This window comes from Bradyrhizobium niftali (assembly GCF_004571025.1).
Taxonomy (GTDB): Bacteria; Pseudomonadota; Alphaproteobacteria; order Rhizobiales; family Xanthobacteraceae; genus Bradyrhizobium; species Bradyrhizobium niftali.
The window spans coordinates 604,557-620,607 of record NZ_SPQT01000001.1 but is presented as its reverse complement, the minus strand read 5'-3'; the positions used below and the strand labels follow the sequence as shown (position 1 = coordinate 620,607).

Genomic DNA, 16,051 nt, shown 5'->3' with positions numbered 1-16,051 from the left:
TCAGTTGCCCTGCTTCCAGGCCGCCTCGATCGCCTTGGCGGCGTCCTGCGGGCTCATGCTGCCGCCGGCGATTTCTGCAGCCACGTCATTGACGACGCGGCCGACCGAGGGGCCGAGGCTCTGGTCATAGAAGTTCTGGTGGTAGTTCGACTTCGCCAGATTAGCCGCGATCAGCTTCATGAAGGAATTGTTGAGGCCGGCATCCGCGCCCTGCACCACCGGAATGATGAAATTGCTCGCCGCAAGTCGCGTCTGCACGTCCTTGGAGATGAAGTATTTCAGGAAATCGACCGCCTCCTTCGGCGAGCCCTTGGTGATGAGCCAGCCGGTGATGCCGCCGAGCGTGTCCGTCGGCGCGCCCTTGCCGCCCGGTACGACCGGGAAGTCGAACCAGCAGATCTTGTCCTCGGAGAGGCCGACCTTGTCGGCGGCGAGCGCGCGCTGCAGATGATAGACGCTGCTGATCGCAAGCGTCATGGCCGCCTTGCCGTCGCCGAAATAGCCGACCGCCTGCGGATTCTTGAAGCCGAGGAAACCGTTCTGGAACGGCTGAAGATCGACGAGCTGCTTGAACAGCTCGCCGGACTTCTGGAAGGTTTCGCCGGCGAAGCCGCCATTCTCGCCGCGCAGCGCCGCGTCGAAGGCCGGCTTGCCGCCGATGCGCACGGCAAGATGCGTCCAGTAGAAGTGTAACGGCCATTTGTCGGCGCCGCCGACCACGATCGGCGTGACGCCGGCGGCCTTCAACGTCTTGACGGCGGCAAGCAGGTCATCCCAGCTCTTGATCCCTGCGGGATCGACCTTCGCCTTGGCCATCAGCTCCCTGTTGCAGAGGAAGCCGACCTGCGACAGCGCGGTCGGCAGACCATAAACGTGGCCATTGCTGGTGAAGGCGGCGAGCGCTGCCGGCGTCAGGCTGTCGCTGTAACCCTTCACGGAATCGGTGATGTCGTCGAGGACGCCAGCCTCGATCTGCGCCTTCAGGACGCCACCGGACCAGCTGTAGATGATGTTCGGCCGATCCTTGGATTGCAGGATGGTCGGCAGCTTGGCCTTGTAGGCCTCGTTCTCGAGGAACTGCATCTCGACCTTGACGCCCGGATGCGACGCCTCATAGGCACGCGCGACCTCCTCCCAGATCTTCACCTGGGCTGGATTGACCTCGATGTGGAGCCATTTCACCGTCGTGTCGGCTGCGGCAGAGTTGGCCCAAAGCAGGCATGCGGCAGCGGCGAGTCCCAGCTTCCCGAGCAGTCTCATCACATTCCTCCCGATCGGCTCTTATTCTTTGGCTGCAATCCTGCCTTCGATTTTTGAGGTACGCAACTAAAATTCTGATCTATGGACCTCACGGCGGTAGTCGCTAAGGTTGGCGGGACAACCGGGCGGCGCCTCGCACCGCCCGCAACGCAACATAAGAGGTGCCCATGGCCGCCGTTTATTCCGACCTTGCCGGCAAGGTCGTTCTCGTCACCGGTGGCGCTGCGGGAATTGGCGCTGCGATCGTGCGGCACTTCGCGCAGCAGAAATCCAATGTCATGTTCTTCGACATCAAGGCCGACGAGGGCCAGCGCCTGGCACGCGAGTTGTCGGATCAGGGCCTGGCTGCGCATTTCCAGCGCGTCGACCTGACCGACATCGCCGCGTTGCGCGCCGGCGTAGTCGAGGCCCGCAAGGCGCACGGCGCGATCAACATCCTGATCAACAACGCGGCACATGACGAGCGGCACAACACCGAGGAGATGACGCCGGAATATTGGGACGACCGCGTCGCGGTGAATCTGAAGCACCAGTTCTTCGCGTCGCAGGCGGTGCTGCCGGACATGAAGGCGGCGCGTGCCGGGGCCATCATCAATTTCGGCTCCGTGTCGTGGATCGCGGGGCAAGGCGGCATGGCCGCCTACACCGCCAGCAAATCGGGCGTGATCGGCCTGACGCGCTCATTGGCGCGCGACTACGGTCCCTACAATATCCGCGTCAACGCGATCGCGCCGGGCTGGATCATGACCGAGCGCCAGCTCGAGAAATGGATGACGCCGGCGGGCGAGATCGAACTGCAGCAGCGACAGTGCCTGAAGCGCCGGCTGGTGCCGGACGAGGTCGCGAAATTCACCGTCTTCCTCGCGTCCGACGAGGCCTCCGCCTGTACCGCTCAGCATTACATCGTGGATGGCGGCTGGGTGTGAGGCGCTTTGACGCTGGCGGTCGCGTCAGGGCGCTACACAGCCGCCGATTGCGCCGCAACACCACTTGCGCCGCAGCATTCAAAAATGAGACTGCCCGTCAAACCAGAAGAGGTGCGCACGCAGGCACCGCCTTCGACTTCGGCTAGCTTCCCTCCAAAGCCGGGGCCGCTCGAGAGCCACCGGCGTCGCGCCCGGTTCGGCGCGGCAAAGCGACGACACAGGGAGGAGCACAATGTCGAAATGCAGTGTGGGGCTGCTCGCGCTGAGCAGCCTGTTTCTTTCGGGCGCGGCGATCGCCCAGGAAAAGATCAAGGTGGGCGTGACCGCAACCCTCGAAGGCACCTACACGGTGCTCGGCGAGGACGGCATGCGCGGCCATCAGACGGCACTCAACGTGCTGGGCAAGAAAATCGGCAACAAGGAACTTGAGTTCATCGTCGCGTCAACCGACGCGACGCCGGATTCGGCTGTGCGCGCCGTCCGCAAGCTGATCGAGCAGGACAAGGTGCAGATCCTGCTGTCGCCGCTCTCCGGCGACGAGGGCATCGCGGTAAAGAACTTTGCAAAGACCCATCCCGAGCTGACTTTCATCAATGCGGCGTCCGGCGCCCAGGAAACGACCTATGTCGATCCTGCCCCGAACTTCTTCCGCTACAACATGGACGGTGCGCAGTGGCAGGTCGGCCTCGGCAAATACGCCTATGACGAAAAGAAGTATCGCAAGATCGCGACCGTGGGCGAAGACTACTCCTTCATCTACACCCAGGTGTTCGGCCTCGTGCTCGAATTCTGCGGCGCCGGCGGCCAGGTCACCAACCGGCAATGGGTGCCGCTCGGCACCAAGGACTTCGCCTCCGTCATCGCCGCGCTGCCCGACGATGTCGATGCCATCTATCTCGGACTTGGCGGGGCGGACGCCGTCAACTTCCTCAATCAGTATCAGCAGGCCGGCGGCAAGGCGCATCTGATGGGAGGTTCCATCATGATCGACCAGACCATCCTGTCGTCAAAGGGGAATGCCAAGAACGCGCTGATCGGCACCATCGCAGCGAGCGGCCAGGCCGATACCTGGGAGGATCCGGGCTGGCAGAAGTTCGTGAAGGCCTATCAGGACGCCTTCCCGCCCAACAAGCGCTTTCCAAGCCCGTCACTGCTTGCGACCAACTACTACGGCTCGACGATGGCCTTGATCCTGGCGCTGCGCGAGGTCAATGGCGATCTCAGCGACAACCAGTCGAAGTTCAGGACTGCGCTCGCGAAGATCGAGCTCGACGCGCCGAACGGCAAGATCAAGCTCGACTCCAATCGTCAGGCGATCGGCACCAACTTCGTCACCGAGGTCGTCGATGACGGCAAGGGTGCGCTGTTCAGCAAGGTCGTGAAGGTGATCCCGAACGTGAACCAGACGCTCGGCTACGATGCGGCCGTGTTCTCGAAGATCGGGCTCCCGAGCCGTAGCGTGCCGGAATGTAAGAAATACTGACGCATCGCATCGACAGCACATGAGCGGGGAGCGACTTGCTGACGCGGGTGCTCTCCGCTCTTGCAATCTCCGCGGCGTTGTTGAACGCTGGCTGAAAAGACAAGAACATTCGGGAGGGAAGGCATGAGCCGTGCGCTCGCCGTCTTCCACGGCCGGTTCGGTCGGGCGACGGTTTATCAGTTGAACCGCCCTTTCAATATCCACGCCCATCGTGAAGGTCATCTGATCTTCCATGTTGGCGGCATGCCCGCATGCATCGATGTCTGCGCCGGCCACTACGATCTCAGCGAAACCTCCGTCGTTGCCGTCAATCCCTGGGAGCCGCATAATTTCCTGCCGACCGACCTCGACGGCGGCGCGATCTTCTTCGTGCTCTACGTCAATCCCGAATGGTTTGCGCCCGATGCACCGGGCTCCGACCGGCTGCGCTTCGGCCGCACGCATTTCAAGCGCACCGTCGCGCTCGACAAGCACATCCGGCGGACCGCCGCCTTGGTGTGCGGCGCACCATCGCTCTCCAGCCTCGATTCCGAACTCCGGCGGCTGATCGACATCTGCTACGACGAAAGCTGGCAACAGGCCGAGACCGCGCGCGATGCGCGGGCAAACGGCTCCGTCACCGATTTTCGCGTGCGCAAATGCATCAAGATGATGTCGGAGAGCCCCGGCGCCGAGATCGAGCTCGACACGATCGCGCGCGAGTCCGGCCTGTCGCGGCCGCACTTCTACCGATTGTTCCGCGTCCAGACCGGCGTCACGCCGAACCTCTATCTCAACACGCTGATCATGGAACAGGCGCTCGAAGCGCTGGTCGCCAGCGAGGCACCGATCGCCGATATCGGCTTCGATCTCGGCTTCTCCTCGCAGAGCGGCTTCACCCGCTTCTTCGCCGCCAATGTGGGGATGGCTCCGACCGACTATCGTCGCGCCGCCAAGGTCTTGCGCGCCTGACCGCCGCGCGAAAAGATACTCACGATCAAACGTCCCTCTCCAAGCCCGGCTAGGATGAGCGCAACGCGATCCCGAGATGGTCGCGACGACGGGAGCGCACGTTCATGGCGAGGCAAGCAGCCACTGCAAGGCTGTCTGACCTGCATTCGGTGGAGCTTCGGCGCGCTGCCTTCACAAGCGGGCGGCGCCCATGAGCCGTTTCATCGAACGCCATCCCGTCTGGGCGCTGATCGTGATCATCGCGATTGCCGTCGCGCTCTGGCTGGTCTTCGCAGTCTGGCCGCCGGGCCTTGAGGAAGCGATCGGCCGCAAGCGCGTCTTCCTCAACGCCGTCTTCAACGGCGTCACGCTCGGCGGGCTCTACTTCCTCGTCGCGAGCGGCTTCACGCTGATCTTCGGCCTGATGCGCAACGTCAACCTGGCGCACGGCTCGCTCTATCTGTTCGGCGGCTATGTCGGCTACGCCATCAGCACAGCCACCGGCTCCTGGCTCCTCAGCTTCATCCTTGCCTTCCTCCTCACTGCACTGGTCGGCGTGCTGCTACAGGTGATCGTGTTCCGGCGCATGGAGGGCCAGGACCTCAGGCAGACCATGGTGACGATCGGGCTCTCGATCGTGTTCGCCGACCTGATGCTCTGGGCCTGCGGCGGCGACTTCTACCAGATCCAGACCCCGAGCTGGCTGGTCGGGCCCATGGACCTGCCACTGATCACGGCCGTGAAATCCTCGGGCGAGCCGGTCTACCTCCGATATCCGGTGGTGCGGCTGGTGATCTTCGCGGCGTCCGTCGTGATCGGCGTCGGCATGTGGCTCGCGCTCAACCGCACCCGGATCGGCATGATCATCCGCGCCGGCGTCGACGATCGCGACATGCTGGCCGCCACCGGCGTCCGCATCCAGCTCGTCTTCGTGCTGGTGTTCGCGTTCGGCGCCGGGCTTGCCGGCATCGCCGGGGTCGTCGGCGGCACCTTCCAGTCGCTGTCCCCCGGCGAGGACATCCGCTTCCTGCTCGCCTCGCTGGTGGTGGTGATCGTCGGCGGCATGGGTTCGATCCCCGGTGCGGCGCTCGGCGCGCTCATCATCGGCCTCGCCGAGCAGCTCGGCTCGGTCTACATCCCGACCTACGCCATCGTCGTGACCTTCCTGATCATGGTGCTGGTGCTGGCGATCCGGCCGCAGGGCCTGCTGGCGAGGCGCTGATATGTCCCTCGCCCACGACGCCCGCGTTGCCGTCCGCCCCGCCACCACGGCGCAGCCGTCCGCACGGGCATGGCCGGAGATCGACAATCCCGCCGCCTGGATCGTCGCGGTCCTTCTCCTGATCATGCCGCTGATCGCCAACGGCTTCTTCCTGATCGAGATCTTCGCCACCACGCTGATCCTCGGCACCATGGCGCTGAGCCTCATGTTCCTGGCCGGCTATGGCGGCATGGTCAGCTTGATGCAGCTCACCATCGCCGGCTTTGCGGCCTACATGGTCGCCGTATTCGGCGTCAGCGCCAACACCAATATCAGCCTCGGCTGGCCATGGTGGCTCGCGGTCCCGATGGCGCTCGCGCTCGCGACCATCTTCGGCACGCTCGGCGGCGCGCTGGCCGTCCGCACCGAAGGCATCTACACCATCATGATCACGCTCGCGATCGGTGCCGCCTTCTATTACTTCACCAATCAGAACTGGGCGATCTTCAACGGCCACACCGGCATCAACACCGTCGCGACGCCGCATTTCTGGGGCGTCAACTGGCGCGCCGACATTCCCTTCTACTATGTCGTGCTCGCGGTCGCCGCGCTGTGCTACTTCGCCGTCGACTACATCTCCCGCGCGCCGTTCGGCCTGGCGCTGCAGGGCGTGCGCGACAATCCGCGCCGCATGGCCGCGCTCGGCTTCAACGTCAATGCGCACCGCGTCGCCGCCTATGCTTTCGCCTCCTTCGTCGCGGCGCTCGCCGGCGTGCTCCAGGTCTGGAACTACCGCCAGATCTCGCCGGGCTCGGTCAGCGTCAGCGCCTGCATCGACGTCCTGATCATCGCCGTGGTCGGCGGCATCACGCGCCCGATCGGTCCCTTCATCGGCGCGCTGATCTTCGTGCTGCTGCGCACCTTCGCGCTCGATGTCCTGATCAAGTTCGGGCTCGACGGCAACCGCTTCCGGCTGCTGATCGGGCTCGGTTTCCTCGCCATCGTATTCTGGTCCTCGGACGGTGTGATCGGCCTGTGGCAGCGCTGGCGCCAGAGCCATCGCCCCACGACGGGCCGTTCGGGTGGAGCGCACGGCCATGGATAGCGTCGCCCAACGCCTCTCCGCCGTCGGCGCCGGCGCCGCGCTCGAGTTGCGCGGCGTCACGCGGCTGTTCGGCGCGCTGGCAGCGCTGACCGACGTCACCATCACCGTGCGTCCGGGCGAGCGGCGCGCCGTGCTCGGCTCGAACGGCGCCGGCAAGACCACGCTGTTCAACTGCATCACCGGAGACTTCCCGCCCTCCTCCGGCACCATCCGCTTCTTCGGCGAGGACGTCACGCACTTCCCGCCCTATGAACGCATCCGCCGCGGGCTGCGCCGGACCTACCAGATCTCGGCACTGTTCCCCGGCCTCACCGTGCAGGACAACGTCTATCTCGCCTGCCGCGGCATCTCGCGCGGACGCTTCTCGTTCCTGCGCCCGGGACAGAACGACGCTCTGATGCACGCTGCCGACAACCTCGTGCAGGCCGTGCACCTGACCGCGGTGAAGGACCAGCGCGTCGCCGAGCTCGCGCATGGCCAGCAGCGCCAGCTCGAGATCGCGCTCGCGCTCGCCGGTGCCCCGCGCTTCGTGCTGTTCGACGAGCCGGCCGCGGGTCTGTCGCCGACCGAACGGCAGGAGCTGATCGAGATCCTGACCTCGCTGCCCGCCCATATCGGCTACATCATCATCGAGCACGACATGGACGTCGCCTTGCGCGTCGTCGAGAGCGTCACGATGATGCACAACGGCCGCGTCTTCAAGGAAGGCCTGCCGCAGGAGATCGAGTCCGATCCCGAGGTGCAGGAGCTTTACCTCGGAGGCGGCCATGAATGAGGCCCGCCGCACAGCCGCCGCGCTCGAGGTCCGCGGCCTCGACGTCTACTACGGCCACTCGCACGCGCTCCAAGGCGTCGACCTCTCCCTGGAGAGCGGCGTGTTCTCCGTCGTCGGCCGCAACGGCATGGGCAAGACCACGCTGTGCAAGGCGATCATGGGTCTGGTGGGCGTGAGCGGCGGATCGGTCCGCGTCCGCGGCGAGGACGTCACACGGCGCTCGCCGGCCCACATCGCCCGCCTCGGCGTCGGCTATGTGCCGCAGGGCCGCCGTCTCTGGCGCTCGCTCAGCGTCGACGAGCATCTGCGCCTCGCCGGCAGCATGCGATCCGGCGCCTGGACCGTCGAGCGCATCTACGACACCTTCCCGCGTCTCGCCGAGCGCAAGGACCATGGCGGCGGCCAGCTCTCCGGCGGCGAGCAGCAGATGCTCGCGATCTCGCGCGCGCTGCTCACCAATCCGCATTTGCTGATCATGGACGAGCCGACCGAGGGGCTCGCGCCCGTCATCGTGGCACAGGTCGAGGAGATGCTGTTGCGGCTCGGCGAGGACGGCGACATGGCCGTGCTCGTGATCGAGCAGAATATCGGCGTCGCTACCGCGGTCTCGCGCAATGTCGCGATCATGGTCAACGGCCGCATCAACCGCATCATCGATTCGGCGCGGCTTGCCGCCGATCGCGAGCTCCAGCAGCGCCTGCTCGGCGTCGGACTGCATGCGGCGCTCGAGCCGGATACCGATGCGCCCGCTGCCGGCGCCGAGGCGAAGCCGGTCCCGCAGCCGTCGCGGCCGAGCGGGCCGATCCGGATCTACGTCTCCAACCCCACCTTGCCGACGCGCTGGTCGCAGCCGGTCCCGATCGCGCGGATCGAAGCCGCCGCACGCACGCTCTCGACGCAGGTTGCGCGTCTCGACGAGACCGCGCGGCGCAAGCGCGAGCCGGCGACGGCGCAGACATCCGGACCGCCGGTGGTCCTGGTCGTCGGCACACTCGACACCAAGGGCGCCGAGCTGCGCTTCATCCGCGACATCATCGCGGAGAGCGGCCTGCGCACACGGCTGGTCGACGTCTCCACCAGCGGCAGGCAAGCGAGCTGCGACGTCTCCGCGCAGGAGATCGCGCTCAACCACGGACGCGGCGGCTCGGCCGTGTTCGGCCCGGACCGCGGCGCCGCCGTGACCGCGATGGCGGATGCGTTCGCCAACTGGCTGCGGCGGCAGGGCAATATCGCCGGCGTGATCACGGCCGGGGGCTCGGGTGCGGCATCGCTCGTTGCGCCGGGCATGCGTGCCCTGCCCGTCGGCGTGCCGAAGCTGATCATCTCCTCAGTCGCCTCCGGCGATGTCGGGCCCTATGTCGGGCCCGCCGACATCACGATGATGTATTCGGTCACCGACGTGCAGGGGCTCAACGCGATCTCGCGCGCGGTGCTGTCGAACGGCGCGAATGCCATCGCCGGCATGGTGAAGGCGCGCCTCGATCAGCGCGAAGCCAGGGAGCGCGCGACCGCCGCCAGCCTGCCGTCGATCGGCATCACCATGTTCGGGGTGACGACGCCGGCCGTGCAGAAGATCGCCGCCGATTTGCGCGAGGATTTCGAGTGCCTCGTCTTCCACGCCACCGGCGTCGGCGGCCGCTCGATGGAGAAGCTCGTCGAGACCGGCCAGCTCGCGGGTGTCGTCGACCTGACCACGACCGAGGTCTGCGACCTCCTGATGGGCGGCGTTTTTCCCGCCACCGAAGACCGCTTCGGTGCGATCATCCGCACACGCGCCCCCTATGTCGGTTCCGTCGGCGCACTCGACATGGTCAATTTCGGCGCGCCCGACACCATCCCGGAGCGCTATCGCGGCCGCAAGTTCCACGTCCACAATCCGCAGGTGACCTTGATGCGGACCACGGCGGAAGAGAACGAGCGCATCGGCCGCTGGATCGGCGAAAAGCTCAACCAGATGGACGGGCCCGTGCGCTTCTTCCTGCCCGAGGGCGGCGTCTCCGCGCTCGACGCACGAGGGCAGCCATTCTGGGACCCGGATGCCGACGCAGCGCTGTTCCGCGCGCTGGAGCGGTCCGTGCGGCAGACCGCCAACCGTCAGCTCATTCGTGTCCCCAAGAACATCAACGATCCCGAGTTCGCCTCCACCATCGCAGCTGCGTTCCGAACGCTGTTCGGCCGCGCTGGGGCGCGCCGGCGACTAGCGAGGTGACCGATGGCCCGGTTTGAACGCGCAGCATTGTTGAAGCGGTTCCGCGAGATGGCACGACGCGGCGAGCCCATCGTCGGCGGCGGCGCCGGCACCGGCCTGTCGGCCAAATGCGAGGAGGCCGGCGGCGTCGACCTCATCGTCATCTACAATTCCGGCCGCTACCGCATGGCCGGCCGCGGCTCGCTCGCCGGGCTGATGGCTTACGGCGATGCCAACGCCATCGTGCTGGAGATGGCCGGCGAAGTTCTGCCTGTCGTCAGCAAGACGCCGGTGCTCGCGGGTGTCAACGGCACCGATCCGTTCCGCGACATGGACGTGTTCCTCGACCAGTTGAAGGCACTCGGCTTTGCCGGCGTGCAGAACTTTCCGACGGTCGGCCTGATCGACGGCGTGTTTCGCGCCAATCTCGAAGAGACCGGGATGTCCTACGCGCTCGAGATCGACATGATCGCGAAGGCGCGCGAGAAGGACCTGCTGACCACGCCCTACGTCTTCAGCGAGAAGGAAGCCGCCGCGATGGCGATAGCCGGGGCCGACATCATCGTCTGCCATCTCGGGCTCACCACCGGCGGCACGATCGGGGCGCAGACGGCGCCGAAACTGAAAGACTGCCCGGCGCGCATCGACACCTGGGCCTCGGCCGCGCTCAGCGTCAATCCGGACATTCTGGTGCTCGCGCATGGCGGGCCGATCGCCGATCCCGCGGACGCCGATTTCATCATGAAGAACACCCGCAACTGTCACGGCTTCTATGGCGCCTCCTCGATGGAGCGACTGCCCGTGGAGCGGGCTCTGACGGAACAGGTACGGCAATTCAAGGCGATCGGCGCACGATAACGCCTTTAAGGTTCGAGGGAGGATAAGATGTCAGGGATATTGGTCGGCGAGTTGATCCTCTGGCTGATCGTCGCGATCATCGTGATCGTCGTCGCGGTCTACATCGTGAACTGGCTCTACCACCGCTCGTCCAAGGAAACCTCGTTCGTCCGGACCGGCTTCCTCGGCGAGCGCGTGGTGATCAACGGCGGCGCTTTCGTGCTGCCGTTCATCCACGACTACACGCCCGTCAACATGAACGTGCTGCCGATGGGCATCGTGCGCTCCCGCCAGGACGCCGTGATCACCCGCGACCGCATGCGCGTCGATATCGAGGCCGATTTCTATGTCCGCGTCCAGGCCACCAAGGAGGCCGTCTCGATCGCGGCCGCCACACTCGGTCGCCGCACCATGGAGCCCGAACGGCTCCACGCACTTCTGGCCGGCAAGTTCATTTCCGCAATCCGGTCGGTCGCGTCCGAAATGACTCTGGAGGAGATGCACGAACGGCGCGGCGACTATGTCGTGCGCGTCAAGACCAATGCGGCGGAGGCCCTTGCCCAGAACGGACTCGAGCTCGAGTCCGTCGCGATCACCGATCTCGACCAGACCGACCTGGAATTCTTCAATCCCTCGAACCGGTTCGACGCCGAAGGTCTGACCCGCCTGATGGAGGACATCGAGGCGAAGCGGAAGCTGCGCAACGACATCGAGCAGGACTCGATGATCAGGATCCGCTCCCGCAATCTCGAGGCCGAGCGGCAGGCGCTGGAGATCGAGCGCGAGAGCGAGACCGCGCGGCTGGAGCAGGAACGCGACATCGAGATGCGCCGCGCGCTCCAGCGCACCGAAGTCGCCCGCGAACGCGCACTGCGCGAGACTGAGGCGGAGCAGGCCCAGATCTCCGCGCGCGAGACCATCGAGCGCGCGCGGATCGCCAACGACCAGGCCATTGCCGAGGCCCGCATCGCCTCGGAGCGGGAGACCCGCCAGAAGGAGATCGAGCGAACCCGCACCATCGAGGAAAAGGAGCTGCTGGCGCGCGAGGAGATCGAGAAGACCCGGATCGCCAACCAGCGCGCGATCGACACCACCCGCATTGCCTCCGAGCGCGAGGTGCGCCAGCGCGAGATCGAGCGCATGCGCACCGTCGAGGAAGCCGAGATCGCCGCACGCGAATCGATCGAGAAGGCCCGCATCCAGCAGGACCGCGTCGTCACCGATGCCCGTATCGCCAATGAGGAGGAGACGCGACGCCGCGAGATCGAGCGCACCCGCGCCGTCGAGGAGGCCGAGATCGCCGCACGCGAGGCGACCGAGAAGGCGCGCATCGCCCAGACCATGACGGTCAATGTCGAGCGCATCTCCTCCGACGAGCGCACCCGCGCCCTGGAAATCCAGCAGGTCCGCACCATCCAGGAGGCCGAGATCGAGGCGCAGCGCGCGGTCGAGGCCGCCCGCATCGCCCGCGAACGGACGCTGGCCGCCGAGCGCATCGCTGCCGAGCAGAACACGCGGCAGCTCGAGATCGAGCGCAACCAGACCCTCGACGTCGCTGGCATCGCCGCGCGCGAGGCCACGGAAGCCTCCCGCATCGCCCAGGAAGAACGGGTGCGCTCGCTGGAGATCGCCCGCAATCGCGCCATCGAGGAAGCCGATATCGCCTCGCGCGAAGCGATCGAGGCCGCCAGGATCGCGCAGGAGAAGACCGTGGCGGCCGAGCGCATCCAGGCCGAGCGCGAAACCCGCGCGCTCGAGATCGAGCGCACCGGCGTTCTGGAGGCAGCCGAGCTGAAGCGGCGCGACGCGATCGAACGCCAGCGCATCGGCGTCGATCTCGCCCTCGAGGCCGAACGAATCAACTCGTCCAAGAAGCGCGAAGTGCTCAATATCGAGCAGAAGAAGGCGATCGAGATCGCGGACGAGGACCGCGTCATCGCGCTCTCCACCAAGCGCTCGGAACGGATCGATGCCGACCGCCAGGTCAAGCAGGCCGAGATCGTCGCGCGCAAGGACGTCGAGACCACCGACGTGTCGCGCGAGCAGGCGCTGGAAGCGGCGCGGATCGAGCGCCGCCGCGCGATCGAGCAGCTCGAGGTCGCTCGCGTCCAGTCGCTCCAGGAGGCCGAGATTGCCGCGCGCGAGGAGGTCGAGCGCGCGCGGATCGCGTCGGATCGTGGCCTGGACGAGGCTCGCATCGGCCGCGAGCGCGAGCTGCGCAAGCTCGAGGTCAACCGCGAAAAGGACGTCGAGACGGTCCTGATGGAGAAGGCCATCGCCATTCATCAGAAGTCGCTGGAAGAATCCGCAGCGCGCGCTGCTGCGGAAGAAGCCCGCATCCACGCGACCGAAGCCACCGAGCGCGTCATCACCGCGCGCGAGAGCGAGATCGCAAGGCGGCGCAAGACGGTCGAGGTTCTGCTCGCCGAGAAGCAGGCCGAGGAGACCCGGATCGCGGCCGACGCCGAGCGCGTCCGCGCCACCGTCGAGGCCGAAGCGCAGCGCATGCTCAACGAGGCCGAGAACGTCCTCACGGATCAGGCACGCTACTCGCTGTTCCGCCGCAAGCTGCTCGACCGTATCGAGGGCATCGTGCGCGAAAGCGTCAAGCCGATGGAGAAGATCGAGGGTATCCGCATCCTTCAGGTGGACGGGCTCAACGGCAACGGCCACGGCGGCAATGGCGGCCGCAGCGCCACCGACGAGGTGATTGACTCGGCGCTGCGCTACCGCGTCCAGGCGCCGCTGATCGATTCCCTCCTGTCGGATATCGGCGTCGAGGGCGGCAGCCTCGCCAAGATGCCGGGCCTGATCCGCGAAGCCCGCGACATGCAGGGCATCAAGGAGTCCGCCCGCAAGAGCGGCGGTGGAGGCGGCGACAAGCCCGCCGCAGCGCCCTCCGCTGAAGGCGAACCGCCGGCCGAGCGTGGGCCGCGGAAGAAGAGCTGAGGATCGCGTTCATGGCCCGCGTCTACGTCTCCACCGTCGTCAATGCCCGCAACGACCGCGTCTGGGCGCGGGTGCGCGATTTCAACGGCCTGCCGAACTGGCATCCGGCGATTGCGGAGAGCCGGATCGAGGGCGGCGAGCCCTCGGACAAGATCGGATGTGTCAGGGACTTTCGCCTGCGCAACGGCGACCGCATCCGCGAGAAGCTGCTCGGCCTCTCCGACTACGACATGTTCTGCACCTACTCGATCCTGGAATCGCCGATGGGCGTGGAGAACTACGTCGCCACCCTGCGGCTTACGCCCGTCACCGACGGCGACCAGACGTTCATGGAATGGACCGCCGAGTTCGACTGCGCGCCGGAGCGCGAGACCGAGCTCGTCAACAATATCGGCGGCGGCGTGTTCCAGGGCGGCTTTGACGCGCTGAAGCGCGTGTTTGGAGGCTGACGTGGTTCAACACTCTTTCGTCAAGGCTCGCTTCGCCCCCTCGCCCCGCTTGCGGGGAGAGGGTTGGGGTGAGGGGGAGTCTCTCCGGGGACGGCGGCAGTTGGACTCGCGGAGACTCCCCCTCACCCGGCGCTTCGCGCCGACCTCTCCCCGCAAGCGGGGCGAGGTGAAAAAAACAACCGAGGCCTAGCCGTGCCGCATATCGTCAAGAGCACGATCCTGGACGCACCGACCGATGCGGCGTGGTCCGTGCTGCGCGATTTCAACGGGCACGACCGCTGGCACCCGGCGGTTGCGACCTCGACGATCGAGCGCGCACAATCCTCCGACAAGATCGGCTGCGTGAGGCGCTTCAAGCTGAAGGACGGCTCCGAGCTGCGGGAGCAGCTCCTGGCGCTGTCCGACCTCGAACAGTCCTTCAGCTACTGCCTGCTCGATACGCCGGTGCCGATGTTCAATTACGTCGCCCATGTCCGGCTGCTGCCGGTCACCGACGGCGACCGCACCTTCTGGCACTGGGAGTCGCGCTTCACCACCAGGCCGGAAGACAAGGACCGCATCACCCACATGGTCGCGGAAGACATTTACCAGGCCGGGTTCGAGGCGATCCGGCGGCATCTGAAGGAGGCCGCATAATCATGGCCGTGACAGTGAAGACTTTTTCGAGCGCCAGCGAAGCGGCCGGGGCGCTGTCCTCGGACCGCAGCGCGCGCTATCTCGGCGGCGGCACGCTGGTGATGCGCGCGCTGAACGAGGGCGACGTCACGATCTCGACCGTCGTTCGCGCCCACGACCAGGCGTTGACCCGGATCGACGCATCCGGTCCGCGCGTGACGCTCGGGGCCGGCGTCACCTTCGCACGAATCCTCGCCGAACGGGACCTCGCCTTCCTGCATGCCCCTGCCCGCTCGATCGGCGGTCCCGCCGTGCGCAACATGGGCACCGTGGGCGGTAATCTCTTCGCCCCCAATCCCTATGGCGATTTCACCGTCGCGCTGCTGGCGCTCGACGCCACCGTCGCCGTGCAAGGCGGCTTTGGCGCGCGCGACATCCCGATCGAAGAGTTCCTGCAGGCGCGCGACCGCCAGGCCGGGACACTGGTGCTGTCGGTGTCCTGCACCCGGCCGGCCAGCAATGAAGCCTTCCACTATCGCAAGATCGCGCGCATCAAGCCGAAGGGCGGCTCGGTCATCACCCTCGCCGCGCATCTGCCGGTCAGCGGCGGCCGGATCGCGGGCGCCCGCATCGCGCTGGGCTCGATGGCTCCGACGCAGATCCGCGCCCGCGCAGCCGAGCGCGCGCTCGAGGGCCGCGCGCTGGATGCCGCGACCATCGCGGCCGCCGCATCCGCAGCGACTGAAGGAACATCGCCATCCGACAACGCGCTCGGCAGCAGCTGGTATCGCCGCGAGATCGTCGGCGTCCATCTGCGGCGCCTGCTGTCCGGCCAGGAATAGATCGCCATGTCCAAGATACCCCTGCAGTTTCGTCACAACGGCCGCGACGTCGCGATCTTCGTGGACGGCGGCACCAATCTGCTGGTCGCGCTGCGCGAGCTGATCGGCGACATGACGCCGAAATTCGGCTGCGGCCAGGGCGGCTGCGGCACGTGCAGCGTGCTGATCGACGGTGAGCTTCACCTTTCCTGCCTGACGCTGGCCGAGACCGTCGCCGGCCGCGCGGTCGAGACACTCGACGGCATGAAGCAGGGCCCGAATTTGCATCCGCTCCAACGCGCCTTTGCCGACCATTTTGCCGCCCAGTGTGGCTATTGCACGCCGGGCATGCTGATGGCCGCCAAGGCCCTGCTCGACCGCAACCCCGCCCCGAGCCGCGCCGAGGTGGTCGAGGCGATCTCCGGCAACATCTGCCGTTGCACCGGTTACGAGCCCATCATCGACGCCATCCTCGCTGCTTCCGGCAGCCGAGCGAGTGCCTGAGGATCCCC

14 protein-coding genes are annotated in these 16,051 nt (G+C 66.4%); 13 read left to right on the top strand and 1 reads right to left on the bottom strand.

All coding sequences use genetic code 11. The features are described from left to right. Nucleotides 1-1,260 (bottom strand): extracellular solute-binding protein, encoded by a 1,260-nt coding sequence (locus tag E4K65_RS02725; protein WP_135172794.1) that lies wholly within the window; start codon nucleotides 1,258-1,260, stop codon nucleotides 1-3. A 167-nt stretch (nucleotides 1,261-1,427) separates the two neighbouring features. Between E4K65_RS02725 and E4K65_RS02720 the strand changes: the two genes are divergently transcribed. The 13 genes from E4K65_RS02720 (at nucleotide 1,428) to E4K65_RS02660 (ending at nucleotide 16,043) form a co-directional block, all read left to right on the top strand. Continuing rightward, the gene (locus tag E4K65_RS02720; RefSeq protein ID WP_135172793.1) at nucleotides 1,428-2,186 is read left to right on the top strand and encodes an SDR family NAD(P)-dependent oxidoreductase; all 759 of its coding nucleotides are present in this window, start codon (nucleotides 1,428-1,430) and stop codon (nucleotides 2,184-2,186) included. Nucleotides 2,187-2,418: 232 nt separating this feature from the next. Next, on the top strand, nucleotides 2,419-3,669 hold the full coding sequence (locus tag E4K65_RS02715; protein ID WP_135172792.1) for an ABC transporter substrate-binding protein: 1,251 nt from the start codon (nucleotides 2,419-2,421) through the stop codon (nucleotides 3,667-3,669). A 123-nt stretch (nucleotides 3,670-3,792) separates the two neighbouring features. Then, the gene (locus tag E4K65_RS02710) at nucleotides 3,793-4,620 is read left to right on the top strand and encodes a helix-turn-helix domain-containing protein (protein ID WP_135172791.1); all 828 of its coding nucleotides are present in this window, start codon (nucleotides 3,793-3,795) and stop codon (nucleotides 4,618-4,620) included. Between the two features lie 190 nt (nucleotides 4,621-4,810). After that, entirely contained in the window at nucleotides 4,811-5,821 is a 1,011-nt protein-coding gene (locus E4K65_RS02705; protein ID WP_135172790.1) for a branched-chain amino acid ABC transporter permease, read from the top strand. Between the two features lies 1 nt (nucleotide 5,822). After that, nucleotides 5,823-6,905: a branched-chain amino acid ABC transporter permease gene (locus E4K65_RS02700; protein ID WP_135172789.1), complete on the top strand. Its 1,083-nt coding sequence runs from the start codon at nucleotides 5,823-5,825 to the stop codon at nucleotides 6,903-6,905. Next, entirely contained in the window at nucleotides 6,898-7,680 is a 783-nt protein-coding gene (locus E4K65_RS02695) for an ABC transporter ATP-binding protein (RefSeq protein ID WP_011086167.1), read from the top strand. The genes E4K65_RS02700 and E4K65_RS02695 overlap by 8 nt, the downstream gene beginning before the upstream one ends. After that, nucleotides 7,673-9,889 (top strand): ABC transporter permease, encoded by a 2,217-nt coding sequence (locus E4K65_RS02690; RefSeq protein ID WP_135172788.1) that lies wholly within the window; start codon nucleotides 7,673-7,675, stop codon nucleotides 9,887-9,889. The genes E4K65_RS02695 and E4K65_RS02690 overlap by 8 nt, the downstream gene beginning before the upstream one ends. A gap of 3 nt (nucleotides 9,890-9,892) precedes the next feature. Beyond that, nucleotides 9,893-10,726, top strand: coding sequence for a phosphoenolpyruvate hydrolase family protein (locus E4K65_RS02685; protein ID WP_027548901.1), 834 nt, complete (start codon nucleotides 9,893-9,895; stop codon nucleotides 10,724-10,726). A 27-nt stretch (nucleotides 10,727-10,753) separates the two neighbouring features. Then, the gene (locus E4K65_RS02680) at nucleotides 10,754-13,654 is read left to right on the top strand and encodes a flotillin family protein (RefSeq protein WP_135172787.1); all 2,901 of its coding nucleotides are present in this window, start codon (nucleotides 10,754-10,756) and stop codon (nucleotides 13,652-13,654) included. Nucleotides 13,655-13,665: 11 nt separating this feature from the next. Continuing rightward, complete coding sequence (locus tag E4K65_RS02675) at nucleotides 13,666-14,103, top strand: SRPBCC family protein (protein WP_011086163.1); 438 nt, start codon at nucleotides 13,666-13,668, stop codon at nucleotides 14,101-14,103. Nucleotides 14,104-14,295: 192 nt separating this feature from the next. Next, nucleotides 14,296-14,739, top strand: coding sequence for an SRPBCC family protein (locus tag E4K65_RS02670; protein WP_027548903.1), 444 nt, complete (start codon nucleotides 14,296-14,298; stop codon nucleotides 14,737-14,739). Between the two features lie 2 nt (nucleotides 14,740-14,741). Then, complete coding sequence (locus E4K65_RS02665; protein ID WP_135172786.1) at nucleotides 14,742-15,560, top strand: FAD binding domain-containing protein; 819 nt, start codon at nucleotides 14,742-14,744, stop codon at nucleotides 15,558-15,560. A gap of 6 nt (nucleotides 15,561-15,566) precedes the next feature. Then, nucleotides 15,567-16,043 (top strand): (2Fe-2S)-binding protein, encoded by a 477-nt coding sequence (locus E4K65_RS02660; protein ID WP_027548905.1) that lies wholly within the window; start codon nucleotides 15,567-15,569, stop codon nucleotides 16,041-16,043. Nucleotides 16,044-16,051 lie beyond the last annotated feature (8 nt).

What these genes read in the sequence shown, in the direction of transcription:
- E4K65_RS02725 (WP_135172794.1), bottom strand. Translation starts at nt 1,260, where the DNA reads ATGAGACTGCTCGGGAAGCTGGGACTCGCCGCTGCCGCATGCCTGCTT.
- E4K65_RS02720 (WP_135172793.1), top strand. Translation starts at nt 1,428, where the DNA reads ATGGCCGCCGTTTATTCCGACCTTGCCGGCAAGGTCGTTCTCGTCACC.
- E4K65_RS02715 (WP_135172792.1), top strand. Translation starts at nt 2,419, where the DNA reads ATGTCGAAATGCAGTGTGGGGCTGCTCGCGCTGAGCAGCCTGTTTCTT.
- E4K65_RS02710 (WP_135172791.1), top strand. Translation starts at nt 3,793, where the DNA reads ATGAGCCGTGCGCTCGCCGTCTTCCACGGCCGGTTCGGTCGGGCGACG.
- E4K65_RS02705 (WP_135172790.1), top strand. Translation starts at nt 4,811, where the DNA reads ATGAGCCGTTTCATCGAACGCCATCCCGTCTGGGCGCTGATCGTGATC.
- E4K65_RS02700 (WP_135172789.1), top strand. Translation starts at nt 5,823, where the DNA reads ATGTCCCTCGCCCACGACGCCCGCGTTGCCGTCCGCCCCGCCACCACG.
- E4K65_RS02695 (WP_011086167.1), top strand. Translation starts at nt 6,898, where the DNA reads ATGGATAGCGTCGCCCAACGCCTCTCCGCCGTCGGCGCCGGCGCCGCG.
- E4K65_RS02690 (WP_135172788.1), top strand. Translation starts at nt 7,673, where the DNA reads ATGAATGAGGCCCGCCGCACAGCCGCCGCGCTCGAGGTCCGCGGCCTC.
- E4K65_RS02685 (WP_027548901.1), top strand. Translation starts at nt 9,893, where the DNA reads ATGGCCCGGTTTGAACGCGCAGCATTGTTGAAGCGGTTCCGCGAGATG.
- E4K65_RS02680 (WP_135172787.1), top strand. Translation starts at nt 10,754, where the DNA reads ATGTCAGGGATATTGGTCGGCGAGTTGATCCTCTGGCTGATCGTCGCG.
- E4K65_RS02675 (WP_011086163.1), top strand. Translation starts at nt 13,666, where the DNA reads ATGGCCCGCGTCTACGTCTCCACCGTCGTCAATGCCCGCAACGACCGC.
- E4K65_RS02665 (WP_135172786.1), top strand. Translation starts at nt 14,742, where the DNA reads ATGGCCGTGACAGTGAAGACTTTTTCGAGCGCCAGCGAAGCGGCCGGG.
- E4K65_RS02660 (WP_027548905.1), top strand. Translation starts at nt 15,567, where the DNA reads ATGTCCAAGATACCCCTGCAGTTTCGTCACAACGGCCGCGACGTCGCG.